This is a genomic window from Lacibacterium aquatile, from assembly GCF_042683105.1.
In the GTDB taxonomy this organism is placed as follows: Bacteria; Pseudomonadota; Alphaproteobacteria; order Elsterales; family Elsteraceae; genus Lacibacterium; species Lacibacterium aquatile.
Map to the genome: position 1 here is coordinate 195,134 of NZ_JBHUIP010000014.1, position 25,214 is coordinate 220,347.

At 62.4% G+C, this 25,214-nt stretch carries 23 protein-coding genes; 17 read left to right on the top strand and 6 right to left on the bottom strand.

What is annotated here, in order from left to right:
- Window positions 1-46: 46 nt before the first annotated feature.
- Genes ACFSM5_RS18040 through ACFSM5_RS18050 form a run of 3 tightly spaced genes read left to right on the top strand, consistent with a single transcriptional unit; the run spans window position 47 to window position 2,618 of the window.
- On the top strand, window positions 47-679 hold the full coding sequence (locus tag ACFSM5_RS18040) for a hypothetical protein (protein WP_379877946.1): 633 nt from the start codon (window positions 47-49) through the stop codon (window positions 677-679).
- Between the two features lie 41 nt (window positions 680-720).
- Entirely contained in the window at window positions 721-1,605 is an 885-nt protein-coding gene (locus ACFSM5_RS18045) for a 50S ribosomal protein L11 methyltransferase (RefSeq protein ID WP_379877947.1), read from the top strand.
- Between the two features lie 17 nt (window positions 1,606-1,622).
- Window positions 1,623-2,618: a serine hydrolase domain-containing protein gene (locus ACFSM5_RS18050; RefSeq protein WP_379877948.1), complete on the top strand. Its 996-nt coding sequence runs from the start codon at window positions 1,623-1,625 to the stop codon at window positions 2,616-2,618.
- Window positions 2,619-2,676: 58 nt separating this feature from the next.
- On the opposite strand, the gene ACFSM5_RS18055 is transcribed toward ACFSM5_RS18050, so the two are convergent.
- Window positions 2,677-3,378 (bottom strand): pirin family protein, encoded by a 702-nt coding sequence (locus ACFSM5_RS18055; protein ID WP_379877949.1) that lies wholly within the window; start codon window positions 3,376-3,378, stop codon window positions 2,677-2,679.
- 97 nt (window positions 3,379-3,475) lie between these two features.
- Window positions 3,476-4,075 carry an NAD(P)H:quinone oxidoreductase gene (gene wrbA / locus ACFSM5_RS18060; RefSeq protein ID WP_379877950.1) on the bottom strand — a complete coding sequence of 200 codons (600 nt, stop codon included), beginning with the start codon at window positions 4,073-4,075 and terminating at the stop codon, window positions 3,476-3,478.
- Window positions 4,076-4,207: 132 nt separating this feature from the next.
- Between wrbA and ACFSM5_RS18065 the strand changes: the two genes are divergently transcribed.
- Entirely contained in the window at window positions 4,208-5,122 is a 915-nt protein-coding gene (locus tag ACFSM5_RS18065) for a LysR family transcriptional regulator (RefSeq protein WP_379877951.1), read from the top strand.
- 952 nt (window positions 5,123-6,074) lie between these two features.
- Entirely contained in the window at window positions 6,075-7,214 is a 1,140-nt protein-coding gene (locus ACFSM5_RS18070; RefSeq protein ID WP_379877953.1) for a tetratricopeptide repeat protein, read from the top strand.
- 310 nt (window positions 7,215-7,524) lie between these two features.
- Here ACFSM5_RS18070 and ACFSM5_RS18075 read toward each other — a convergent pair whose 3' ends face one another.
- From ACFSM5_RS18075 to ACFSM5_RS18090, 4 genes are read right to left on the bottom strand one after another with little or no spacing between them, the layout of a single operon-like run.
- The gene (locus tag ACFSM5_RS18075; protein ID WP_379877954.1) at window positions 7,525-9,582 is read right to left on the bottom strand and encodes a hypothetical protein; all 2,058 of its coding nucleotides are present in this window, start codon (window positions 9,580-9,582) and stop codon (window positions 7,525-7,527) included.
- Window positions 9,579-12,287: a DUF4159 domain-containing protein gene (locus ACFSM5_RS18080; RefSeq protein WP_379877955.1), complete on the bottom strand. Its 2,709-nt coding sequence runs from the start codon at window positions 12,285-12,287 to the stop codon at window positions 9,579-9,581. Before ACFSM5_RS18080 ends, ACFSM5_RS18075 begins: the two co-directional genes overlap by 4 nt.
- Window position 12,288: 1 nt before the next feature.
- A complete protein-coding gene (locus ACFSM5_RS18085) occupies window positions 12,289-13,164 on the bottom strand; it encodes a DUF58 domain-containing protein (RefSeq protein ID WP_379877956.1) in 876 nt (291 codons plus the stop codon).
- Entirely contained in the window at window positions 13,164-14,192 is a 1,029-nt protein-coding gene (locus tag ACFSM5_RS18090) for an AAA family ATPase (protein ID WP_379877957.1), read from the bottom strand. Before ACFSM5_RS18090 ends, ACFSM5_RS18085 begins: the two co-directional genes overlap by 1 nt.
- A 62-nt stretch (window positions 14,193-14,254) precedes the next feature.
- Here ACFSM5_RS18090 and ACFSM5_RS18095 point away from each other — a divergent pair, with 62 nt between their 5' ends.
- The 12 genes from ACFSM5_RS18095 to ACFSM5_RS18150 all read left to right on the top strand — a co-directional run bounded on the left by ACFSM5_RS18095 (window position 14,255) and on the right by ACFSM5_RS18150 (window position 25,205).
- Window positions 14,255-14,785, top strand: a complete 531-nt coding sequence (locus ACFSM5_RS18095) for a DUF1285 domain-containing protein (protein WP_379877958.1) — start codon at window positions 14,255-14,257, stop codon at window positions 14,783-14,785.
- Between the two features lie 32 nt (window positions 14,786-14,817).
- The gene (locus tag ACFSM5_RS18100; RefSeq protein WP_379877959.1) at window positions 14,818-15,447 is read left to right on the top strand and encodes a CoA pyrophosphatase; all 630 of its coding nucleotides are present in this window, start codon (window positions 14,818-14,820) and stop codon (window positions 15,445-15,447) included.
- On the top strand, window positions 15,444-15,707 hold the full coding sequence (locus tag ACFSM5_RS18105) for a hypothetical protein (RefSeq protein WP_379877960.1): 264 nt from the start codon (window positions 15,444-15,446) through the stop codon (window positions 15,705-15,707). The genes ACFSM5_RS18100 and ACFSM5_RS18105 overlap by 4 nt, the downstream gene beginning before the upstream one ends.
- A complete protein-coding gene (locus ACFSM5_RS18110; RefSeq protein ID WP_379877961.1) occupies window positions 15,694-16,842 on the top strand; it encodes a CCA tRNA nucleotidyltransferase in 1,149 nt (382 codons plus the stop codon). Before ACFSM5_RS18105 ends, ACFSM5_RS18110 begins: the two co-directional genes overlap by 14 nt.
- Complete coding sequence (locus ACFSM5_RS18115; RefSeq protein WP_379877962.1) at window positions 16,839-18,041, top strand: tRNA nucleotidyltransferase/poly(A) polymerase family protein; 1,203 nt, start codon at window positions 16,839-16,841, stop codon at window positions 18,039-18,041. The genes ACFSM5_RS18110 and ACFSM5_RS18115 overlap by 4 nt, the downstream gene beginning before the upstream one ends.
- On the top strand, window positions 18,038-18,532 hold the full coding sequence (locus ACFSM5_RS18120) for a GNAT family N-acetyltransferase (protein ID WP_379877963.1): 495 nt from the start codon (window positions 18,038-18,040) through the stop codon (window positions 18,530-18,532). Before ACFSM5_RS18115 ends, ACFSM5_RS18120 begins: the two co-directional genes overlap by 4 nt.
- Window positions 18,533-18,713: 181 nt before the next feature.
- Window positions 18,714-20,183, top strand: coding sequence for a glucose-6-phosphate dehydrogenase (gene zwf / locus ACFSM5_RS18125; protein ID WP_379877964.1), 1,470 nt, complete (start codon window positions 18,714-18,716; stop codon window positions 20,181-20,183).
- Window positions 20,183-22,024: a phosphogluconate dehydratase gene (gene edd / locus ACFSM5_RS18130; RefSeq protein WP_465261257.1), complete on the top strand. Its 1,842-nt coding sequence runs from the start codon at window positions 20,183-20,185 to the stop codon at window positions 22,022-22,024. Before zwf ends, edd begins: the two co-directional genes overlap by 1 nt.
- Window positions 22,021-23,007 carry a glucokinase gene (glk, locus tag ACFSM5_RS18135; protein WP_379877966.1) on the top strand — a complete coding sequence of 329 codons (987 nt, stop codon included), beginning with the start codon at window positions 22,021-22,023 and terminating at the stop codon, window positions 23,005-23,007. Before edd ends, glk begins: the two co-directional genes overlap by 4 nt.
- A complete protein-coding gene (eda, locus tag ACFSM5_RS18140) occupies window positions 23,007-23,645 on the top strand; it encodes a bifunctional 4-hydroxy-2-oxoglutarate aldolase/2-dehydro-3-deoxy-phosphogluconate aldolase (protein WP_379877968.1) in 639 nt (212 codons plus the stop codon). The genes glk and eda overlap by 1 nt, the downstream gene beginning before the upstream one ends.
- A 5-nt stretch (window positions 23,646-23,650) precedes the next feature.
- The gene (gene hexR / locus ACFSM5_RS18145) at window positions 23,651-24,502 is read left to right on the top strand and encodes a transcriptional regulator HexR (protein ID WP_379877969.1); all 852 of its coding nucleotides are present in this window, start codon (window positions 23,651-23,653) and stop codon (window positions 24,500-24,502) included.
- 31 nt (window positions 24,503-24,533) lie between these two features.
- Window positions 24,534-25,205: a hypothetical protein gene (locus ACFSM5_RS18150; protein ID WP_379877970.1), complete on the top strand. Its 672-nt coding sequence runs from the start codon at window positions 24,534-24,536 to the stop codon at window positions 25,203-25,205.
- Window positions 25,206-25,214 lie beyond the last annotated feature (9 nt).

Below are 25,214 nucleotides of genomic sequence, written 5' to 3' on the forward strand. Positions count from 1 at the left end.
CGTCATACTGCCAAGACGGCGGTCACCACGGAGAAGAGATTTCGGAATGTTGCTGCGGCCTGGACCTGCTGCCACCCGCAATAAGATCCGCGATAAGCGGATCGAACACCCGTGGCTATGGATTGATCTGAACGAACGACGCTATTCCACACGCCTGTGGTCACCGTCGCGTTTCATCATGGATGTTCTCGACAATCGTCTGGTGCAAGACCAGGAATTCTGTGCAGTCGCACGTCTGGACAACAAGCCCGACGTGTTCCTGATGGACAGTGTCGTGACGATGCATGACCGCAAGAACGCCAAGATGGCGATCAACTACGAGATGACGAATCCCGAACAGTCGAAGATGATGTTCGACGTTTATTCGGAAAGCAAAAATACGACCGAGGAAGAGGGCAAGACCCGGCAATTGCCGATGCTCGATTTTTCCATCGCCTATAAGTCGGTGAATTGGTCGCTGACCGGCTTCATGATCGCGAACTTCACCGGTAAGGTCGAAATCGGCCAGACCTTCACTGGTCTGATTCGCTTGCCGAAGACGCAGCGCACCGGTGGCTTCCGTGCGCAAGCCGTGCGCTACCAGGATAATGTGCAGGGCCTGGGGTGCCGTTTCCTCGAAATGAGCCAGACGCTGTTCGATATGCTCGAATATGCGTTGAAACGGAGCGAAAACCCGTAAAGAGTGCTGTCGGTTTTCGCCAGCATAGGTCGGGTTCTTCAATGGGTCATTCTTCGGGTTACAAGATCGAACTGGTTGTCCGCCAGAGTCAGGTCAATGCGTTCGGCGAGGCGCTGGATCCGCTGGCGGTTGCCATCGCGGCCTTCGAGATCGTGCCGGGTGGCGAATGGCGCATGGAAGCCTATTGCGTCGACGAGCCGGATGCCGAGGCCGTCAAGGACGCGATCCGTGTCGTGGCCGACGCCTTCAATATCGGCATGCCCGCCTATCATATTGCCCCGCTGCCTCCCAAAGACTGGCTGGCTGAGAATCGCCAAAGCTTCCCGCCCCAGGGGCTGGGTCGCTATTTCATCTATGGCTCGCATTTCGAGGGTAAGATTCCAGCCAGCCGGATCGGTTTGCTGGTCGATGCTGCCACGGCGTTTGGCTCGGGCGAACATGAAACCACCCGTGGATGCCTGCAATCCATCGATATGATCGGTCGGCGCAAGAAGCCCAAGCGGACCTTGGATGTTGGCAGCGGATCGGGGATCCTGGCCATGGCGATGGCCAAAAGCTTCCGTCGCCCCGTGATCGCCAGTGATCTGGATCGTGAAAGCGTTCGTGTCGCCCGCGAAAATACCGTGCTCAACCGGGTCAACAAGCTGGTCCGTGTGGAATATGGCGCGGGCTACCGTGTCCCGGCTATCCGTGCCAAGCGCCCCTACGACCTGATCGTTGCCAACATCCTGGCCCGCCCGCTCTGCATGCTGGCCAAGGATCTGAAAGCCCATCTGGCGCCCGGTGGTCATGCGATCCTCTCGGGTCTGCTCAACCACCAGGAAGCCATGGTGCTGGCAGCTCACCGGGCTCAGGGGCTCCGCCTCGTTCATAAGTTCCAGCGCAAGGGTTGGTCGGCGTTGGTTCTCGCCCGGACCCGGGATTGACCCTAGGACATCTGCCGATGATCGACGCCGTCTTTGCCCCGGTCGAAAGCGCCATCGCCCAAGGAAAAATTCCGGGGGCGGTGCTGGGTATCCTGGATAAGGAGGGCGTGCGCCATATCCGTCATGCCGGTGTTGCGCAACGGGTTCCGACCGAGCGGGCCATGACGCCGGATAAAGTCTTCGATCTCGCCAGCCTGACCAAGGTGCTCTTGACGGTCCCGAGTGTTCTGAGGCTGGTGGCCGAGGGGCGTATCGATCTGGACGATCCGATCAGTGCCGCTATTCCCGACCTCTATCAGTATGTCGCGGGGCATGCGTTGCGGAAGATCACGCTGCGCCAATGCCTCTCACACCAAAGTGGCCTCCCTGCGGTCGAGCCGATCTATACCTGGGGATCAGACGCCGAAACCCTGAAGGCGCTTGTGCTGCAGAAAGACTGGCCGCTCGGTGCCAACGTCTATTCCGACATCAACTTCATTTGGCTCGGGTTGGTCGTGGAGCGCCTGACAGGCAAGAAGCTGCGGGATCTTGCCGTCGAGGCGGGCTTTCAGGCGGGCGCCCCTGCCAGCCAAGCCGTTGCGACCGAGAATTGCCAATGGCGTGGCCGCGTCATGTGCGGCGAAGTGCATGACGAAAACGCCTATTCCCTGGGCGGAATCTCCGGTCATGCCGGTCTGTTCGGGACGGTCGATCAGGTGCTGGATGCCGCCGAAGCGATCCTGAAGCAGACCTGGTTGCCGAAGGCGGCGCTGGACGCGATGGTCGAGCCGCAGAGCGATCAGCGCGCGCTGGGGTGGGAGAGGCGATATCCGGGTTGGCCGGGCGGATCGCTTTGCTCACCTGGCACGATTGGCCATACCGGCTTTACTGGGGTTGGTCTCTGGGTAGACAGGGATCGGGGCTTTGCCTGGACTTTGCTGACGAACCGGGTCCATCCCTCCCGCCACTTCGACAGTGGCATCATGCCTCTGCGAAGGGCGGTCGGGAATCTGACCTCGGCGCTCTTAGCTTAGCCCTCGCCGGGCGGGCACATCCGTGCCCTTGGCCGCGGCCTCAATGGCCGCTGGTGGCCTAGATACCGGCGGGCAGATCAGCCAGCAGGACCGAAGCGTCGCCTTTAGCCGTCAGTTTCAGAACATCGAGATCCTTGATCGCGAGGCCGTCGCGATTGTTGATCTGGATGCCATCAACCTCGACCATGCCGTTGAAGCCGACGAGATAGCCCAGGCGATCCTTGCCGATGGCATGCTCGACAGTCTGACCGGCGGCCAGATGCGCCACATAGAGACTGGCGTCCTGGGCAATCGGCATGGTGTCGGGGATGCCTTGACCGCTGACCAGCGGAATGAAGCGGCCATTCTCGTCGGTCGGCAGATTGCGGGTTTCCCACCGGGGTTTCAGACCACGCTGGTTAGGCATGATCCAGATCTGAAAGAGCGTGGTGGGATCATATTCGAGATTCATCTCGGAGTGCTGGATCCCGCTGCCCGCCGACATAACCTGAACCTGGCCAGCCTCGGTGCGACCCTTGTTACCAAGGCTGTCGGCGTGGCTGATCGCGCCCTTGCGGACATAGGTGATGATTTCCATGTCGCGATGGCCATGGGTCGGGAAGCCGCTCTGTGCCTGGATCGTGTCGTCGTTCCAGACCCGCAGCGGACCCCAGTTCATGCGGCTCTGATCGAAATAATCCGAGAAGCTGAAGTGGTAACGCGCGGCAAGCCAGTCGTAGTTGAACTGACCCAGGCTATTGAACGGACGATAATCCAACATGATCCATACTCCTCCTGTGGCAAATCATCTTAGATGCCTTTGCCGTGGTTAAGGCGGGGCGACGTCCTGAAGCGGCCCGCCGCCCGCGCCAAACTCTTTACTTCGCCAGTTTCGCGGCGATACCCGCTACGTGCTTGCCCTGCTGACGGGCCATCGACAGTTCCTTGGCGCTCGGCTGACGCGAGCCATCCGGGGCTGCCGTTGCACCGGCGCCATAGGGCGAGCCGCCGCGGAATTCCGAGATATCCGACAGTTCGGGTGCCGAGTAGGGCAGCCCAACCACGACCATGCCCTGATGCAGCAGGGTCGGGATGAAGGTCAGAATGGTCGATTCGTTACCGCCGCCGACGCCGGTCGACACGAAGACCGAACCAACCTTGCCGATCAGTGCGCCCTTGGCCCACAGACCGCCGGTTTGATCCAGGAAATTACGCATCTGCGCGGCCATATTGCCGAAGCGGGTCGGGGTGCCGAAGATGATGGCATCATAATCCGCCAGTTCGGCGACCGTGGCGACCTCGCCAACCTGATCCTTCTTATAGTGAAAGGATGCCTGAACTTCCTCGGGCACCAGTTCCGGCACGCGCTTGATGGTGACTTCGACGCCCGGCACTTCCTTGACGCCCTCGGCAACCGATTTTGCCATCGCCTCGACGTGGCCCCAGCTCGAATAATAAAGCACCAGCACTTTAGCCATGAAATCTCTCCCAAGAGTGGGCCCCGATGTGGGGCCTTCCGATTTGCCCCCAATAGGTACGCCCTTTCTGGTTGGTTGATAATCCATCGCTTTTTCATCACACTGTTTCCTTAAGGAAACAGTGGGTGTGTGATGGACAATCTCGCGGGCATGCAGGTCTTCGTTGCGGTGGTTGATGCCAAAAGCTTCACAGCGGCTGCCGAGCGTCTCAGGGTCTCAAAGGCTGCTGTTTCCAAACAGGTGGCTCGGCTGGAGGATCATCTCGGGGCGCGGTTGCTCAATCGGACGACACGGCAGATCAGCCTGACAGAGGTGGGGCAGGCCTTTTATGATCGGGCGCGGCGAATCCTGGCTGAAGCGCAGGAGGCTGTTGAGGCGGTAGGGCGTCTTCAGGGCGAGCCGCGGGGGCAGCTAAGAGTGAATGCGCCGATGAATTTCGGCATTCTCTATATAGCGCCGCTGGCAGCTGCATTCGCGCGCCGCTTTCCGCTGGTTAATCTCGATGTCGATTTCGATGACCGATATGTCGATCTTGTCGAGGAGGGCTATGATGTGGCGATCCGCATCGGTCAGTTGCAGGATAGCCGCCTGATTGCCAAGCGGCTGGCACCTGTCCGGCGTTTGCTTGTGGCGTCTCCCACCTATTTGGCCAAGCATGGGCGTCCAACCTCGATCAGTGATCTCGCTAACCATGCCTGCCTGACCTATTCCCTGCAGCGGTCGGGAGATGCATGGCCCTTCGTGATGTCGGATGGGCGCATTCGGACAATCGCGGTGCCGGCTCGGGTCAGGGCAAACAACAGCCATACATTGCGGGCCTCGGTCCTCGAAGATCTGGGGATCACCTTGCTGCCGATCTTCGCGGTGGCAGAGGATTTGGCGACAGGGGCAATGGAGGAAATCCAGTTGGATGGCGTCCCGACCTCCATCGCCGTGCATGCCGTCTATCCCCATAGTCGTTTGCTGTCGACCAAAGTCCGCCTGTTTATCGAAGAGTTGGCGGCCGCTTTCGCGGATCCAGCGCCTTGGGAAGGAAGTGGTCGCTAAACATCTTAAAGTAGTTATATAGCATTTAAGGAAAATTATAAGAAATACTTGGATATGATTTAGGTGCCATACCGGCACAAATTTCATGTTTGGAGAAGATGGGGGTATTTTGCGATGACATGCTTAGCTGTCTGTCTATTTTTTATAAGGAATTGAAAAATATATAAAAAATATGGTTAACTATCGGTTCTATGGGTAAGCATATAAGTCGGCTTTGTTACATATGCTCGACCTTTGAATGTCTGGAAAATCACAAGGCTCGGATGCTGATTTCGAATTTATTCCGCTACAGCGGTATTTCGGAGGGGATTATATAGCCGAAAAGGATGATCTTCTGACCTATTTCGGGTGGCGGTCGGGGTGTCTGTATTGCCGGATATGAAAAAAAATTGCAAAAATCACAAGGTGATTCGGAAGGGAGCCGATCAGAACGTCGGATTTGTTGTAATATTATGTTAATTAGGCGTTTTTTTATGGAGGAGAGTTATTTTGATCTGTGAATTAGAGTTCTTTTAAATCAAAAGGGCGCCCTGCTTGAGCGTTACTGCAGCGATGCGAAAGGAAATGACATTGGTTTCTTGTGAAACGATATGGTTTTGCTGCCGCATTCCTCTACTTAATTTTCGCTTAATTTTCCATTTTACTTTCGCTTGTACCTGGGGTATTACGCTGGAGAAGACGGCGTTCGACAGTAATTTTGGAATACGCACTCATGCGTGACTTGCGTGATCTGCAAATGACCTGTAAGAGCGCGGTCGCTGTTGCCGCGTTTGAGCGATCATTACTTTCTCTGAATGGGTTTTATCTCGATCCCCTGGCGGAGATTGACGCGGCAATTGAGGCGGAGCCGGAGTTTCCTTTGGCCTGGTGTTTGCGGGGCGCATTGTTCGCTTTGTCCACCGATCAGAGGTTTGTCGGCGAGGTTACCAAGTCTCTTGAAGTCTTGGACGGGATGGCAGCCACCTTGAATGACCGCGAGAAGGGTCATGCGGAAGCGTTGCGATGCTGGTCCAGGGGCGACTATCGGGCGGCGCAGGCAGAATATACGAAGATCAGCCAGGTTTGGCCGCGCGATATGCTGGCGCTGCAGATCGGGCATCAGGTGGACTATTTTCTGGGTGACGCGCCGATGCTGCGGGACAGGATCGCAGGTGTGTTGCCGGACTGGGATGATGCGGTGCCGGGCTTCGGGTTCGTGGTCGGCATGTATGCCTTCGGGCTGGAGGAGATGCGGGAGTATGGCCGGGCAGAGCGCGAAGGGCGTCGTGCGGTTGCGATGAACCCGCGCGATCCTTGGGCGATCCATGCGGTTGCCCATGTGATGGAAATGCAGGGCCGATCCCGTGAGGGGCTGGTCTGGTTGGACGAGCGTGTAGAGGATTGGTCGGCAGAGAATATGCTGGCCCGTCATGTCTGGTGGCACCGGGCGCTCTTCTGCCTCGATCTGGAAGATGTGCCCGAGGTTTTGCGCCTCTACGACACACGAGTTCGCCCCAAGGCCGCAGAAATGGCCCTGGAGCTGGTGGATGCAACGGCACTTCTGTGGCGCCTGCATCTGCGAGGAGTTGAATTGGGTACTCGTTGGAATGCGGTTGCCGATGAATGGGCGCCGCTGCTGACGGGTGGGTACTACGCCTTCAACGACATTCACGCCATGATGGCGCTTGTCGGTGCAGGGCGGATGGAGATGGCGGGTGAGCTGCTGGCGCGGGTTCGCGCTGCAGCTGACGGCCCTGGGACGAATGCTGCGGTGACCCGCCTGTCTGGGTTGGCCGCAGTTGAAGGGATTTATGCCTTCGGTCTGGCGGATTATGCCGGGGCGGTGGCGAAGCTGGAGCCTGTGCGCCATAGCGTGCAGTCATGCGGCGGCAGTCATGCGCAGCGGGATGTCGTTGCGCTGACGCTGATCGAGGCGGCGATCCGGGGTGGTCTTGCAGCTGTTGCGAGGCGCCTTGCGAACGAGCGGGTCAGCGACAAGCCGTCCAGTCCTCTCAATTGGGGGCTGTTGGCGCGGGCGGCGGATCTGGCGAACGATATCGGCACGGCGAAGGTCGCTGCTGCCAAAGCAAACGCCGTGCTGTTGCCGGCGTAGGAGGTCGGAGGAGAGGGGGCGTTCCACATCGGGTCTTCAACCTTGGAAGCCCTGGAGACGCGGTGCGGATGGCACCCCCTCACTTCTCGATCGGAAAACAGTCCTGACCCGCTGTTTTCCGTTTCTCGGACGGTGGTGACCAATCCTCCCCGGTCACCACCGTCCAATTCATTCAAGCCCCAATGATGCATCATTGCGCCAAAGCGGTTGCCAAAAAGCAACCCTTGGCAGCGGGCCATTGGGGTGATTATTACCAGCTTTGTATTACGAGAACCTTAAGCGCTGGCGTTCTTTGAGTAAATTTCAGCGCTCAGCGCCCTTCGCGATGCCATGCCATCATCAGCAGCCCCAGGGCCGCCAATAGGACCAGTAGGCCCGGCATCAACGGTGTGGTTGCCACACCTGTGACGTCGAAATCCTGCCGTTGCACAAGCCCCAGCCAGCCGCGCCCGGAAGCATTCCGCCCTTCAGACACCCGCCGCAAATCGGGCAGATTGCCGTCGGCCAGCCAGGCGATACCGCCGCCGCTCGCCTCGATTACTGGACCTGCAACTTTATCCGTAGCGCGAACGTCGGAATATTCCCTGGGATTGACTGCGCCAACAGCAACGACGCGACTGCGCGTTCCATCCGTCAGCCGATAGAGGCCGGGACCGGACAGTGTCAAACTGCCTCGTGCCGTGCCGCTGCCATCTTCGGACAGCCGCACATCACTGGCGTTTCCGGCCGGATCGGTGACGGTAACGGTCGAGGATCCCGGCGTCAGACTGCGACGACTGATTTCCAGGCGACCGCCCCGCGCGACAGCGATCAGGTCTTCCTCCTCCAGCGCCGGTTCCTTCATCAGCCAATGGGCAAGGCGTCGCAGCAACTCGGCCTGAGGGCCGCCACCATCATAGCCGCGAGTCCAGAGCCAGACCTGATCGGAGGCCAACTGGGCGACACGTCCTTCGCCGACACGTGCGAGCAGCAGCAGGGGCGACCCGTTGGGGCCTTCCAGGACGGGTTGCCCGCCACGCCCCTGCAACTCGACCTGCCTGAACCAGCGGCCCCAGCGAGGAATGGCCCCGTCGCTGCCTGTAAGCCCCTGTGTCACCGGATGGCGGTGCCCGACCTCGGACACGAGGGGGCGGAACGGCTGTTCCAGCAGGCGGCCCGTCGGCTCGCCCGGCAGGATCTGGCCAATGGGGGAGTAATAGAGCCCGTCGCTGGTGGCAAAAGCAGGGCCCGCTACCTCGAGCACGGCCCCGCCGCGCTCGACATAGTCCGCGATGGCCTTGAGATAAGTGTTGGGAATGAGGTTCCGGCGCCGGTATCGATCGAAGATGATGAGGTCGAACTCGTTGAGCTTCACCTCAAACAGTTCGCGGATCGGGAAGGCGATCAGCGACAGCTCGTTAACGGGCGTCCCATCCAAGCGGTCGGCGGGACGCAGGATGGTGAAATGCACCAGATCGACAGACGGATCGGCCTTCAGCAGATTGCGCCATGTGCGCTCGCCGGGATGCGGTTCACCGGATATCAGCAGCACGCGCAGGCGGTCGCGGATGCCGTTGACGGATACGACCGCGCGGTTATTGATCGGGGTCAGTTCCTGCGGCCCGGCAGCAGCTTCCAGCTCGATCACCGTCTGACCGCCATGGCTTAGCGGGATCTCCACCGTCGTGTCGCGTCCTGGCAGCACCGTCAGGGTGCGCGGTGCCCCGCTGTCGACCCGCAGGGAAACGGGGATCGGCTCGTTGCGGCCTTCGTCCTCTACTCGGAAGGAGAGGGACACTGGCCGGTCCACCAGTCCAAAAGCCGGAGCGGAGACGATGACAAGGCGGCGGTCGCGCTCGCCCTTCTGGCCTGTCACCAGCAGATGCAGCGGACCTACCGGCGCGGCGCCGGGAACATCGTGAATCTGGCCGTCGGAGATCAGGATCGCGCCGGCAAAGCGACGGCGCGGCACATCGGCCAGCGCCCCTTCGAGGGCAGAGAACAGCGTGGTGCCGCTGTCGCGGGTGGCCGCATCGCCGCTATTGCCGGTGCGCACGATCCGCAGTTCCAGGTCCGGGAAAGCCCGTGCAGCTTCCTCTACGGCCTTGGCGGCGGCGTCTGTGCGGGCCTTGCGGTCGCTGATGGCCTGACTGGGGCTGTCGTCGATCAGCAGGACGGCGATGTCCTTGTGATAGGCCCGCTGCTCGCGGATCAGGCTGGGATTGGCCAAGGTGGCCAGCAGCAGCGCGGCTGCGAGCGTACGCCACCAGGCGCCTCGGGCGCGCCGCCAATGGGCCACGGCAAGTAGGAGCAACGCCGCGATGGCTAGTCCCGCCAGCACCAGGGCGGGGACGAGCGGTTCGAAATCCAGGGTCAAGCCGCCGTTCATTGGCCCAGACGCTCCAGGATCGCCGGTACATGCACCTGATCGGACTTATAATTGCCGGTCAGGGCATACATCACGATATTGACGCCCGTCCGGAAAGCCATCTCGCGCTGGCGCTCGCCACCGGGAACAACGGGATAAAGCGGTCGCCCGGTCTGGTCCGTCGCCCAGGCAGCCGCATAGTCGTTGGCACCCAGAATGATCGACGAAACTTCGTCGGTCCCGCCCGCACTTTGCACCCACAACTCCCCACCAACCTCACGCCCCGGATAATCCTGGAGCAGATAGAAGGTCTTGGAGAGCACGTGATCGGTGTTGGCTGGGGTCAGTGGCGGTATATCGAGGGCGCCGACCAGGGCCCGCAGGCGACGGCTGCCCACGCCCTCGACCCCTTCGGCAAGGCCACCATCGCGCGTATCGAACAGGATCGTTCCGCCATTGCGCAGGTAGAAATTCACCCGCTCCACTGCGTTGGGAGAGAGCGGCGCCTGAGCTTCTGCTATCGGCCAATAGAGCAGAGGGAAGAAAGCGAGCTCGTCGCTTTCCACATTCACGGCCATCGGTTCGGCTGCGTCGATGGCCGTGCGGCGGCGTAAAGCCAGCGACAGGCCGGACAGGCCTTGCTTGGAGACTTCGTCGATGGTGGCATCCCCGGTCTCGATATAGGCGAGACGGGTTTCCAGCGTCGCGCGCAGGGCAAACTCCATCGGATCCTGAGCTTCGGCTCGGGGAGAGATGGCAACCAGTCCGATGACAAGCAGCAGCCCGGCGATGCGGGTGACGGCCGGACGCAGCAGGCCGCGCAGGGCCAGGGCGACGATAAGGTCGATCAGCAGCAAGACCATGGCTCCGGTCAGAAGGGCGGGGCGCAGGGCAAACTCTGGCGGCGCGGTGCCGGTCACGCGCTCGATGCCGGGCGGCACGCTCGACAGCGCATCGACCCGAGTGACCGTGCCATGGGTGAGGCCAAAGGCTTGCCGCGCGCCGGGAGTGCCGTACAACCCCGGCGGATGGGCCGGGCCGATGGTGGGCTTGGTCCCGGCGGGGATCGCCTGAGCATTGGCGGCGGCAGGAGCGAGGCGGGCAAAGCCGTCCAGCGTTTCGATGGGGGCCAGTGTCACATCGGCAGCCCCGCCCGCCTGGCCGCGCCCTAGGGCTACCAGCCGCTGGAGCATGTCAATGAAAAGGCCGGACAGCGGCAGGTTCGACCATTCGGCGCTGGCGGGCACATGGAACAGGACCAGCCAGCCTTCGCCTTCCTTCAGCCCGGTAACGAGCGGGGTGCCGTCGGCAAGCTGCGCCCAACTGCGATCTGCCAGATCCGGTCCCGGTTCGGCCAGTACCTGCCGGGAAACGGTGACATCCTTGGGAATAGCCAAACCGGCGAAGGGCGACTTCGGACTGAAAGCAGCCAGTGGCTCCGGCGTGGTCCATTGCAGCGCGGTGCCAAGGGAGCGACCGCCCTGGCGCAGGCGCACCGGCAGCAGCGTATCATCCTCGCCCGCCGCTAATTTCGATCCGGCAAAGCGCACCAGCACGCCGCCCCCTTGGATATATTTTTCGAGTGCGCCGCGCGCCTCGTCCGATACCGGCTCGGCATCCGACAGCAGGATCAATGAGGGCGGAGATTTCAGCAGCTCGCTCAAGGCGCCACGCCGCATCTCGGCGAAAGGCTGCAATGCGCGTTCGAGATAATAGCCGTCCTGAAGCAGCGATTGGGACTGGTCGAGTGCGCTGCCGGTTACGATGCCCACTGGTCGCCGACGCCAGCGCTCGTCCGCCAGCACCGTACCGCCGATATGGGACGGTTGATCGAGATCGAGGCGCTGCAAGATATTGCGGGCCTCGGCCGGTAGCGCGAGGTCGTAGCGCGCCTCGGTTTCCCCTGCGGCAAAGGTCAGGATCGGGCGGGCGATCAGGCGGCCCTCCGGACCCAGCGCCCGGATGCCCATAGCCGCGGGGGCCGAGGCGTCGGCGCGGCGCACCGTAAGGCGCATGGCCTGGGCGCCGTTCTCCGGCGGCATCAGCAGCATCGGGAGATCGGCAGTGCCGGGCGTATGGAGCTTGACCGGCCCGATGCTCTGCAGCTTTTCCAGCAGGGGACGCCAAGCTGGATCCTCAAGACCATCGGCCACGACAGTGCTGGGTGAGGCGCCATTGACGGTCATGGTGTTGAGGGCACTCAGAGCTGCCGCGCGGTCGGCGGGCCAAGGCTTCGGCTCAAGGCCTTGCAGGCGTTCGCGAATCTCACTCGCCCGGCGCGGACCGAACAGGGAGGGGGCGTCGTTGCCCGGACTGCGGGCCGTGGTCAGCAGTGCGGCAGGGCGGCCTTCGCGTTCGGCCTGTTCCAGGGCTGCAAACAGGACTTCGCGGCGCTCCGACCAGTTTGGTGCAGCGGCCCAACCGTCGTCGATCACCAGAAGCACCGGACCCGATCCGACCATGCGGTCGGCAGGATTGAGCAGCGGCTGGGCGAGCCCCAGGATAACAAGGGCTGCCAGCGCCAGACGCAGCAGGATCAGCCACCAGGGCGTGCGGGCCGCGGTTTCCTCGGTAACCTCCAGCCCCAGCAGCAGGCGCAGGGCGGGGAAGATCTGGCGCTTAGGCGCGGGCGGGATCAGGCGGATAACCAGCCAGATGGCCGGCAACGCGATCAACCCGGCAAGCAGCCAGGGAGCGGCGAAGGCGAGGGGGCCGAGCGTCAGCATGCTAGATCGCTCCTTCCGGGGCGGTCAGCGCCAGGAACAGCGCCATCAGGGCCGTTGTCGCGGGATGGTCGGTCTGGTGCCGGGCAAAACTCCAGCCCGAAGCACGGGCGATCTGCTGCAACCCGTCGATATGTTCGGCAAGGCGAACATCATAGAGGTCTTTCAAGCCCTCTGCCCGGCGGGCCAGCATCTCGCCTTCATTCTCTAACCCTCGAAACAAGGTGCGACCCTTGAAGGGCAGGGTGATCTCGCTGGGATCCAGGATCATCAGCATATGACCGCGCACGCCTCGTTCGGCCAAAGCGCCGATGCGCTGCTTCAACGCATCCAGCGGCTCCAGGAAATCCGACAGCATGACGACGCGGCCATGGCGGGGGATATCCTGTTCGGGCGGCAGGCTTTCGTCCGGCGTTTCGGCAAGGCTGAGGAACAGCCGCTCCAGCGCCGCCTTCCCTTGGCCCGGTGGACGGCGGTTGCCCAGCAGCCCGACACGCTCGCCCGCTTCATTCAGGAGGATGGCGAGCGCCATTAGCAAAAGTTCGGCCCGGTCCTGTTTCGGGGCGCGATCCTTGTGCCCGCTATAGCCCATGGAGGGGGAGGCATCGCGCCAGAGCCAGACCGACTGGGCGGCTTCCCATTCGGTTTCGCGGATGAAGATATCGCGGCCCTTGGCGGTCTGGCGCCAGTCGATACGCTGGGGGGCATCGCCGATCTGATAGGGTCGGAATTGCCAGAAGGCATCGCCACGCCCGATCCGCCGCCGTCCGTGCACGCCCTGAATGACCGTGGCCGCGATCCGGCTGGCCGCCACCAGAAGCGGCGGCAGCCGGGCGGCAAGCGCTTCAGCGGTGGGGCGGAGGGCTGCGGCTTCCGTCATCAGGCCACAAGAGCGATCAGACGGTCGATGAGACTGCTGAGCGTAACTCCTTCCGCGCGACCCGCGAAATTGACGGCCATGCGATGGCGCAAGGTGGGATGGGCAAGGGCGACCACATCGTCGATGGAGGGTGAGAAACGGCCATCCATCAGGGCGCGGGCGCGGGCGGACAGGATGAGGGCCTGAGCAGCGCGTGGCCCCAGACCCCAGGCAACGTGGCGACGGATTTCCGGTACTTCGCTATCGTCGGGGCGACCGGCGCGGACGAGGCGCAGCACGGCGTCCACCACCTTCTCGCCCACCGGCAGCAGACGGGTCAGGCGCTGGGCATGCTGAAGTTCGGCGGCTGTGAGAACGGCGCGAGCCTTGTCCTCATCCGCCCCCGTCGTTGCGATCAGCATCTTGCGTTCGGCGGCGAGATCGGGATAGCCGACATCGATCTGCAACAGGAAGCGGTCGAGCTGGGCCTCGGGCAGGGGGTAAGTGCCTTCCTGCTCGATAGGGTTCTGGGTTGCCAGCACATGGAAGGGGCCGGGTAGCACACGATCCTGGCCTGCGATGGAGACCTTACGCTCCTGCATTGCCTGCAGCAGAGCGGATTGGGTGCGGGGGCTGGCGCGGTTGATTTCGTCGGCCATCAGCAACTGGGTGAAGATCGGGCCGTTGATGAAGCGGAAATGGCGCCGACCATCCTCGCCCTCTTCCAGGACTTCGGAGCCTAGAATGTCGGCGGGCATGAGGTCGGGGGTGAACTGCACGCGCTTGTTATCAAGGCCCAGCACGGTCCCTAGCGTGTCGACCAGTTTGGTCTTGGCAAGGCCGGGCATACCCACCAGCAGCCCATGTCCGCCTGCCAGCAGAACCGCCAGCGTCTGATCGACGATCTGTTCCTGACCGAAGATCACGCGGCCGATTTCGGATTGGACCGCTTTAAGGCGATCACCGACCGCTTCGATATCGGCGGCTAATTTGGCAGGATCGACCTGAATGGGGGGAGTTGCGGGATCGACGGAATGGGCACTGGTCACGCGCGGTCTCCCTCTACATCTATAGAACGATCGACGATCATTCCCGGGCGGGCAAATTCAGCATGACGCAAATGCCGACCAATCTCAAAGCTCTTGCTCCTGACATGGGAGCATTACCGTCCCTTGACCAGGGGCGCCCGGATTGCGGCGATTTTGGGTTGAAGATCCATCGCGACGGGACCTGGAGCTACTATGGCTCGCCCATCGGCCGCAAGCCGCTGGTGAAACTTTTCGCCAGCGTGCTGCGGAAAGAAGGGGATGGCTATTGGCTCGTCACCCCGGTGGAGCGTGGCCGGATCGAGGTAGAGGATGCCCCCTTTACCGCCATTGCCTGCGAGCGCCAGGGCGAAAATCTCCTGTTCACCACCAACCTCGATGAGCTTGTCACAGCGGGCAAAGATCATCCCATCCGGATTGAGGTCGATCCTGAAACTGCCGAGCCGCGGCCCTATGTGATGGTGCGTGCGGGATTGGAGGCGCTGATCGTGCGGTCGGTTTTCTATGACCTTGTCGCATGGGCGGAGGAGAGAAACGGCCTGTTGGGAATCTCCAGCGGCGGAGTATTCTTCCCTCTGGGCCCGTGCGAGGCTTAGTATAGACAATTCGGTATCTGGTTGGGTTGGGAATGAACGGGCTTAGCGGGGCCGACATCATCGGGCGTTTGGAGCGGCTGGGGGCAGCCGAGGCAGCGCTGCGCGGCGACCATGATCATCCCGGCGTCCCCCGCCATGCGGGGCCTTATCGCGAGGCGGCGGTGCTAGTTCCTATTGTCGAGCGCCCCGAAGGTCTGACCATTCTTCTGACGAAACGCACCGATCATCTGGCCGATCATGCCGGGCAGATCAGTTTTCCCGGTGGTCGGATCGAGGACGACGACCCCAATCCCGAGTTCGCGGCCCTGCGCGAAGCGCGCGAGGAAATTGGTCTGCTGTCGGAAAAAGTACGGCTTGTCGGTCGCCTCGATTTCTATCGCACGGTCACCGGGTTCAACATCACCCCCGTCGTCGGGCTGGTGGCGCCCGATCATATTCTGACGCTCGATCCCTTCGAGGTCGCAGCCGCGTTCGAGGTGCCGCTGACCTTCATTCTCGACCCCGCCAATCACGTAGTTCAGACGCGTGAGCTTCACGGCAGGCAACGGTCACACTATGTATTGCCCTATCTCGATTGGTACATCTGGGGGGCAACGGCAGGCATGTTGGTGAATCTGGCACAGGTTCTGAACGGCACAGTGGGTGAGACGGCGCGGGCATGAGGATCGTCATCATCATCCTAATCCCGCTGCTGGTGCCTTTCCTGCTCTATTCGATCTGGAGCTGGTATCGCGGGCAAAAGGGCCTTCCTGCGCCCACGGACGGCCCGCCGACCATTTGGCTGGTGGTGGCCGGGGTCGGCCTTCTGCTGCTGACTTTAGCGGCTTTCAGCATTCAGTCCACCGAGGGTGTCGGTGGGACCTACGTGCCGCCAAGCGTCCGGCCCGACGGCACTTTCGAGCCGGGCCATGTCATCCGCTGACCTAATTCTTCCCGCTGCCGACTGGTGGCAGGGCCCCCAGGCAAAAGCGCTTCTGTCTGCCTTGAACGGCGAGGCTCGCTTTGTCGGTGGAGCTGTGCGTGATGGGCTGCTGGGCCGCACGGTCAATGACGTCGACCTTGCAACGCCTCTGTTGCCAGCAGAAGTCACCCGCCGTCTGGAAGCAGCCGGTTTCAAGGTCATTCCCACCGGGATCGACCATGGCACGGTGACGGCCGTGGTGCGCGGCCAGACGTTCGAGATTACGACTCTGCGCCGGGATGTGTCGACCGATGGGCGACGGGCAACCGTCGCCTTCTCCACCGATTGGGCGGAGGACGCGCAGCGGCGCGATTTCACGATCAACGGCCTGTTTGCGGATGGCGAGGGTCGGGTCTTCGATTTCACCGGCGGGACGCAGGATCTGTCCCCGACACGCATCCGCTTCATCGGTCGGGCAGAGGATCGTATCCGCGAGGATTATCTGCGGCTGATGCGCTTTTTCCGCTTCCATGCCCATTACGGCACCGGGCCAATGGATGCTAAGGCGCTGACGGCTGCTGCGGCACTGGCTCCGGGGCTGGCCCAGCTGTCGGCGGAGAGGGTTTGGTCGGAATTGAAACGCCTGCTCGCCGCCCCCGCACCAACTGAGGTTCTGGCGGCGATGGGGCAGACCGGAGTGCTAACTCAAGTATTGCCGGAGGCTCTATGGCCGGCGGCCTTGCCCGCTGGAGACTGGTCCGTCCGATTGCTGGCCTTGCTGCCGCCAGGGTGTGATCTGACGGCGCTGTCGGACCGATTGCGCTGGTCGAAAGCGGAGCTGGGATTGCTGATCGGTATGCAGGAAGCGGCGGAGAGCGAGCCGCCCCATCCCTATGGCCTGCTGCGCCGATATGGAGCGGCGGTTCTATCCGGTTTCGCGGTGCGCCTCGCCCGGGGTGGCTCCGTACCGCAAGGCTGGCAGGAGATCGCCATCGGCTGGCAGCCGCGTGATTTTCCGCTGAGCGGCCGTGATCTGATCGAACGCGGTGCTCAGCCAGGACCGGATCTGGGCCGCCGCCTGGCCGCTATCGAGCAGGCTTGGGAGGCTGGGGGCTGTGTCGCCAGTCGTGACGAGTTGCTGGCAGGCCTGGCATGAGTCCCGGCCCCTCTCTTGGCCGGGCGACCGACCGCGTCTTGCCAAGTGCCGAATGGTGGTCGGGCAAGGCCGCGCAGAAGGTCATGGAAGCGCTGGAAGGCAAGGCCTGGTTCGTCGGCGGCGGGGTGCGCGATGCGCTGCTGGGGCAGCCGGTGACCGATGTGGATATCGCGACCCTCTGGGCCAGCCGCGCCATGCAGAAGCGGTTCCGCGACCGGGGGCTCTGGTGTTACCTGACCGGGCGGCGTCTGGGGACGATGACCGTTGAGCGGGGGGACTGGAGCGCGCAGGTGACGCCGGTCCAGGCCCATCCCGGCGAACCGCGCGACGCGCGTGCCGATGCCTTCCGCCGCGACTTCACCATCAATACGCTGGTGGCGGATCGCGAGGGGCGTATCCACGACCCGGTGGAGCGCGGCCTTGCCGATCTGCGGGCCGGGCGGGTGCGTTTTGTCGTCGATCCGGGTGTCAGCCTGCGGGAAGATCCGGTGCGTCTGATCCGCTTCCTGCGGTTCCAGGCGATCTATGGCCGCATCCCGCCCAATCCCGAAACGACCGAAGCCTGTCGCCGCGCTGCCAATAGCCTGCTGCCCAAGGCCGAGCCCTTCCGTGTCGGGCTGATGCTCCAGAAGCTGGTGGGCTGCTCCCAGGCGGTGAAGGCTCTGGAGTTGGCGGAACAGTTCGGCGCGATGGGCTCTCTGCTGCCGCGCCCCGACATCCCCGCGCTCCAGGCCTTGTTGACCGAAGTACCCGATGCCGATTGGCGTCAGCGTCTGGCGGTGCTGTTGTCGCCGGGCGATGTGAAGCGCGTCTTTGTGCGCTATGCCTGGCCGCAGGATGACCGCATCCATGTGGAGGTGCTGCATAACCTCGTCTATGGCCGCCCGGCCACCGTGGCGGCGATCCTGCAACGGCGCAGTCACGAGATTCTGGCCGAAGCGCTGCCGATTGCCCGGGCCCTGGAGCGCAAGGAAGCGCTCACGCTGCTGGGCGCACTTGATGAGCATGAGGGATCTGTTCCTCATCGTCGCTTCCCCCTGAAGCGCCGTCATATCGCGGCGCTGGGGTGGGATGAGGAGAATGCGGTGCTGGTACGGGCGGCGCTGAAGGATCACTGGATCGCCAGCGGCCGGACGATGGATCGCTTCGAGTTGCTGGATCTGGCCGAACGCTGGCAGGCCGAAGGGCTTCCCGCATGAGCTGGCGTCCGATGCGTCCCGACGATCTGGTTGAAACCAACCTGATCGCCGATATCGTCCATCCTGCCTATCCTGAAGATCCGGCGGTCCAGGCCGATCGCCTGTCGCTATTTCCCGACGGCTGCTGGGTGGCGGAGCATCAGGGCATCATCGTCGGCTATTGCGTAGCCCACGCGGGTAAACGCCAGCGGCCCCCAGCGCTCGACAGTCTGCTTGGGGTTTTGCCGCCGGAAGTCGATTGTCTGTATATGCATGACGTAGCATTGCTACCCACGGCGCGGGGAACCGGGCTCGGCAAGGGGATCGTGCCGCTGATGCAGGATGTGGCGCGGCGCCATGGCTTTGCCGTCATAGCACTGACGTCGGTCAACGACAGTCAGGACTTCTGGCGGGCCTGCGGCTTTAAGCAAATCGCGCCGGATGCCTATCTGGCGGCCAAGCTTGCGACCTACGATGCCGACGCCATCTATATGGAAATGGCGGGTTTCTGAAGCTCGGTTTCATGTTGCGCTGCAAAAAGAGCGATTAAGCAATCAAACTGTAGCGAAATTACTTTTATGTCACCGCTAACCAGTCTACTCTCCCCGCCGATCAGCCCCTAAGGGCCAGAATAGAATCGCGATCCGGTTTCCAAAAAGCCGGAAACGGATCGATCTCGGGAGGGAGAAGACAATGGCGCAGATCATTCCTGTAGCGCCCTTCGACTATATCGTTTTCGGCGGTACAGGCGATTTGGCGTTACGCAAGCTGCTGCCCGCGCTCTATCAGCGCGACCGGGATGGTCAGATCCCGGACGGTGCCCGCATCATCGGCGTGTCGCGCTCCAAGCTTTCGAACGAGGAATATGCGCAGAAGGCGGGTGAATGGGCCAAGAAGCTCATCCCGGCTGCCGAGTTCGATGCCAAGACCTGGGCGCGCTTTGCCGAACGTCTGTCCTATGTCGGCCTGGACGTCACCAGCTCTGAAGGCTGGGAAGAACTGGCGGCGGTGGTTGAGGGATCGACCCGTATCCGCGTCTTCTATCTCGCCACCGCCCCCGATCTGTTTGGCCCGATCTGCCGCAGCCTGGAGAAGGCCGGTCTCGTCTCCGAGGACAGCCGCGTTGTTCTGGAAAAGCCCATCGGCAAGGATCTGGCGTCGGCCAAGCGTATCAACCAGGAAGTCGGCGCGGTCTTTAACGAAACCCAGGTTTATCGCATCGATCACTACCTCGGTAAGGAGACGGTGCAGAACCTCTTGGCGCTGCGTTTCGCCAACTCGCTGTTCGAGCCCCTGTGGAATTCCTCCTGGATCGACCATGTGCAGATCACGGTCGCCGAGACGGTCGGCGTCGAAGGTCGTGCCGGTTATTACGACACCTCGGGCGCCTTGCGCGACATGGTGCAGAACCATCTCCTCCAGCTCCTTTGCCTTGTCGCGATGGAGCCGCCGGTGCATTTCGACAAGGACGCCGTCCGCGACGAGAAGCTGAAAGTTCTGCGCGCCCTGAAGCCGATGGAGCCGGAGGCGGTCTTGAGCCAGACGGTCCGCGGCCAATATAAAGGAGGCGCCGCGAATGGTGCCGCCGTGCCGGGCTATATCGAGGAACTTGGCCGCGACAGCCTGACGGAATCATTTGTCGCGATGAAGCTGGAGGTCGAGAACTGGCGTTGGGCAGGCGTGCCGTTCTATCTGCGAACCGGCAAGCGCATGCACCAGAAGACCAGCGAGATCGTCATCCAGTTTCGCCCGGTGCCGCATTCGATCTTCCCGAAAGACAGCGGGATGGTGGAAGCGAACCGTCTCGTCGTGCGGCTGCAGCCCAACGAAGGCATCCGCATGCATCTGATGATCAAGGATCCTGGTCCTGGTGGTCTGCGGCTTCGCCCGGCGCCCCTCGACCTGACGTTTGCCGAGGCTTTCAAGGTCCGCTCGCCCGATGCTTACGAGCGTCTGCTGCTCGATGTGGTGCGCGGTAATGCGACGCTCTTCATGCGTCGTGACGAGGTGGAAGCGGCCTGGACCTGGGTCGAGCCCATCCTGGAAGCCTGGCAGCGCCGGTCGGAGCATCCGAAGCCCTATACCGCAGGCACCTGGGGGCCGGCGGCCTCGATCGCACTGATCGAGCGTGACGGTCGCACGTGGCACGAGGAGGTCGACTAATGGCCAGCATGAACAAGATCGTCGCCGAGGTTACGAACCGTATCATCGAGCGCTCGAAGGGCAGCCGTGAGATTTATCTGGAGCGGATCCGCAAGGCGGGCTCGCAGGGGCCGCGTCGCGGGACGCTGGCCTGCGGTAATCTCGCCCATGGTTTTGCCGCCTGTGGTCCGGGCGACAAGCAGGAACTCAAAGCCGGGACGGCGCCGAATATCGCCATCGTCACCGCCTATAACGACATGCTCTCGGCCCATCAGCCCTACGAACGTTATCCCGAACTGATCCGGGAAGCTGCCCGTAAAGTTGGCGCTGTGGCCCAGGTGGCCGGTGGCACGCCGGCCATGTGCGATGGCGTGACCCAAGGTCAGGCGGGCATGGAGCTGTCGCTCTTTTCCCGCGATCTCATTGCCCAATCGACGGCGGTGGCCTTGAGCCATCAGATGTTCGACGCCGCCCTCTATCTCGGCGTCTGCGACAAGATCGTCCCCGGCCTCATCATGGGTGCCTTGAGCTTCGGTCATCTGCCGTCGATCTTCGTGCCCGCCGGTCCGATGACCTCGGGTCTGTCGAACAACGAAAAGAGCCGTATCCGTCAGCTCTATGCCGAAGGCAAAGTCGGTCGTCCCGAACTGCTGGAGGCCGAAAGCGCCTCCTATCACGGGCCGGGCACCTGCACTTTCTATGGCACCGCGAACTCCAATCAGATGCTGATGGAGATCATGGGGCTGCATTTGCCAGCCTCCAGCTTCGTCAATCCGAACACGCCCCTGCGCGATGCTCTGACAACGGCGGCAGTGGAGCGGGTGACTCAGATCACCGCCATGGGCAATGAATATACTCCCATCGGCGAAGTGCTGGACGAGAAGGTCTGGGTCAACGGCATCGTCGGCCTCTTGGCAACGGGCGGTTCGACCAACCATACGATGCATATCGTCGCTATGGCGGCGGCGGCGGGCGTGAAGCTCAACTGGCAGGATCTGTCCGATCTTTCCGGTGCGGTGCCGCTGCTGGCACGCGTCTATCCGAACGGGTCGGCCGACGTGAACCACTTCCACGCCGCAGGTGGCATGGGCTTCCTCATCTCGCAGCTGCTGGATTCGGGGCATCTGCACAATGACGTGAAGACCATCGCTGGGACCGATCTTGACGGCTATCGCAAGGAAGCCTTCCTGGATGGGGACAAGGCGACCTGGAAGCCCGCGACCAAGACCAGCCACGACGAAAGCGTGCTGCGTCCGGCAAACAATCCCTTCTCTGAAGACGGTGGTCTGCGCATCTTGACCGGCAATCTCGGCCGTTCGGTTATCAAGGTGTCGGCGGTGAAGCCGGAGAAGCGTGTGGTGGAAGCCCCGGCGCTGATCTTCGACAGCCAGGACGAGATGCAGGCAGCCTTCAAGCGGGGCGAGCTGGAGCGCGATTTCATCGCCGTCATCCGCTTCCAGGGTCCGCAGGCCAACGGCATGCCGGAACTGCATAAGCTTACCCCGGCGCTGGGTGTGCTGCAGGACAAGGGCTTCAAGGTGGCGCTGGTCACCGATGGCCGTATGTCCGGTGCCTCGGGCAAGGTTCCGGCCGCGATCCATATCACGCCGGAAGTGTTGGCCGGTGGTCCGCTGGGCAAGGTGCGCGAAGGCGATATTATCCGCCTCGACGCCGAAACCGGAACGCTGGAAGTGAAGGTGCCGGAGGCCGAGTTCAACGCCCGTCCACAGGCAACTGCCGATCTGTCGTCTAATGGTTTTGGTGTTGGCCGCGATCTGTTTGGTCTCTTCCGCCGCGCGGCGGTGGGGGCGGAGCAGGGCGCCCATGTATTCGGTGCCGATCTGCCGGGGTATCAGCCGTGATCCGGGCTGCGACGAAAAAGGCGCCCTGGCTGGTTGCCGATGTCGGTGGCACCAACGCGCGGTTCGCATTGGTGACCTCTCCCAAAGGCGTACCGGAGGAAGCCTTCGTTTATCCGGTGGCGGACTTCCCGAACCTTGCCGATGCCGCGCAGAAGTACCTCGACGAGCATGCCAAGGGCGCTAAGCCCACGGCGGCCTGTGTCGCGGTGGCGGGGCCTGTGGTGGGCGACCGCTTCAAGCTGACCAACAGCCATTGGGATTTCTCGGTCGAGGAAACCCGGACAGCGCTTGGCCTCGATGCCATGTTCCTAGTCAATGACTTTACGGCGCTGGCCCGCTCGCTCCCCCGGTTGAAACCGTTCGATCTGAAGCAGATCGGTGGCGGCACGTCGGAAGAAGGGCAGGCGATGGCGGTGGTTGGGGCAGGCACCGGACTAGGTGTCGGCGGTCTGCTGCCGGTCGGCAAACGCTGGATCCCGATCCCAGGCGAGGGTGGTCATGTGGATCTATCCCCGGTGACGGGGCGCGAGATGCGTCTGGCCTCCGCCCTGATCGCCGATCAGGGCGCGGTGACGGGCGAATGCATCCTGTCCGGCAACGGATTGGAGCGGGTCTATAAGCTGCTTACTAGTTTCGATGGCGCATCCAAGACGCTGTCGGCGGCCGAGATCACCGAGGCCGGTTTGGGCAAGGGTGACCCCCATGCCCGCGAGACGCTCAATCTGTTCTGCGCAATCCTGGGCGGTCTGGCGGGCAATGTCGCTGTGACGCTGGGCGCGCGTGGTGGGGTCTATATCGGTGGCGGTATTGCGCCGCGTATCGCCGATTTCCTGTCCCGCAGCCAGTTCCGGGCTCGTTTCGAGAATAAGTACCGCATGGTCGAATACGCCAAGCGCATCCCGACCTTCCTCATTCTTGCTGCCACCCCCGCCCTTGATGGCGCTGCGGCCTGGCTCGATGACCAGTTGGAGTTTACTGCCTGATGTCCGCGATCAATCACGCCACTGCCGAACTGGTTTCCCGCGCGCCGGTCATTCCGGTTCTGGTTATCGATGATCTGAAGACAGCGGTGCCGTTGGCAACCGCTCTGGCTGCCGGCGGTTTGACGGTGCTGGAAGTGACCATGCGGACGCCGGTTGCCCTCGATTGCATCCGCGCGATTGCCGATGCGCTGCCGCAGGTAATGATCGGTGCCGGTACGGTGAATAATCCGGCTAGCGTGAAAGCTGCCGTTGCTGCCGGTTCGCGCTTCCTCGTCTCGCCCGGTTCGACCGAGGCACTGCTGGATGCTTTCCTCGACAGCGGCCTGCCGTTCCTGGCTGGTGCCGTCACGGCGTCGGAAGTCCTGGGCCTTGCCGAGCGTGGCCTCAACCATGCCAAATTCTTCCCGGCCGAACCGGCGGGTGGCACCAACTACATCAAGTCGCTGGGCGGTCCGCTGCCCGAGATGCGCTTCTGCCCGACCGGCGGCATCGATCTGGCCAAGGCCAAGGAATATCTGAAGCTTCCTAATGTACCCTGTGTGGGTGGTTCGTGGGTGGCCCCCGCCGATGCCGTGAAGGCTGGCGACTGGGCACGCATCGAAACGCTTGCGCGGGAGGCTGCTGGTCTGAAAGGCTGACGCGCATGGCAAATATCATCGATAGTCTGCGCACGCATCTGCCGACCCTGTCGCGCCAGGAAGCGGCCGTCGCCTCGGTCATCCTGTCGGATCCGCAGGGAACTCTGCAAAGCCCGGTGGCGGTGGTTGCCAATAAGGCAGGTGTCAGCCAGCCGACGGTGATCCGTCTCTGCCGTTCGGTCGGCTGCGACGGGTTCGCTGATTTTAAGCTGAAGCTGGCTCAGAGCCTCGTTCCCGGCGTGCCGTTTGTCTCGGCAGCGGTGGAGACCAGCGACGGGACGGCGACCTTCGTTGCGAAGATTTTCGATGCCACCTCGCGCGCGCTGCATGAGGCGCGCACCGGGCTCGACATCACGGCTATCGAGCGGGCCGTGGGGCTGCTGGCCTATGCCCGGCGCATCGTGATCTTCGGTGTCGGCGGCTCGGCCCCGATTGCCCAGGACGCGGCGCATAAGTTCTCGCGCTTTGCCATGCCGGTGCAGGCGCTGGTCGATCCGGTGCAGACCCGCATCATCCTGACCGGCATGACGCCGGGCGATGTCTTCGTCGCGATCTCCAATACCGGCCGCACCAAGTCGGTGTTGGAGATGGCAGAGATTGCCGCGGATAACGCCGTCTCGGTCGTCGCGATTACGGCACCGGCTTCGCCGCTCGCCGCCCTGGCTGCTGCGGCGATAGGCGTTTCCTCGGCTGAAGACATCGAGGTTTTCACCCCGATGGCCAGCCGCATCGTACAACTGACTGTGGTCGATGTTCTGACGACGGGTATTGCCTTACGCCTTGGCCCCAGCGCCCACGACCTTCTGGCGCGGGTCAAGACGGGATTGAAGACGACACGACTTCCACAACGTGATTAAATCGCCCGCAGCTTAAGCGGGAGTATAAGTGGTGCATCTACGTATCATCGCCGCCTTCGGGGCGGCGATTTTTTTGGCGGGGTGTGCCGCGGGGCCCCAGGGAACCGTGCGAGACGATCTCGAAAACCTGACGGCCTTTACGGCGGATCTGCGGTACCGCTGGAATATGAACCTCCAGTCGCCCGACCAGAGCGTGACGTATCAGATCACGAACGGCCCATACGCAAATAGCCGCCTTCGAACGGCGCTTTCAAGTTCAGGAGCGCGTTGGGAGGCCGAATATCGGGTCGCCCTCTATTCCCTTGGTTTCTATCACTATGGGATGAGCCTGCGCAGCAAGGACGGGTATCTGGGGAGTGTCGGTGGCATCCTTTTTCCAAACCCCATGCCAAACCTAAGGATGGGGGCTGGTACGGTTGACCAAAAACTCGAAGACCGGAAGCCAGAAGAGGTGCTGTCACGGGGGGTGGCCAAGCGCATAGCGTCGGGAACGACTATCGATTATGCCCGTTACCGGCTGCGCGACACATCCTGTGTCATCTTTGCAGGCAGTTCCTGGACCGCCGCCATCTATGGAGATATTTGCGCGCCGCCTGGCCAACCGCTAGGGAAGTCACGGGCTGAAGCCATCGTCAATGGTGTAGGCCTAGCGGGGCAATTCTCTGCGGAAGGTGCGGATATCTCAACGCTTCCGGTCGATTAATTCAATTCA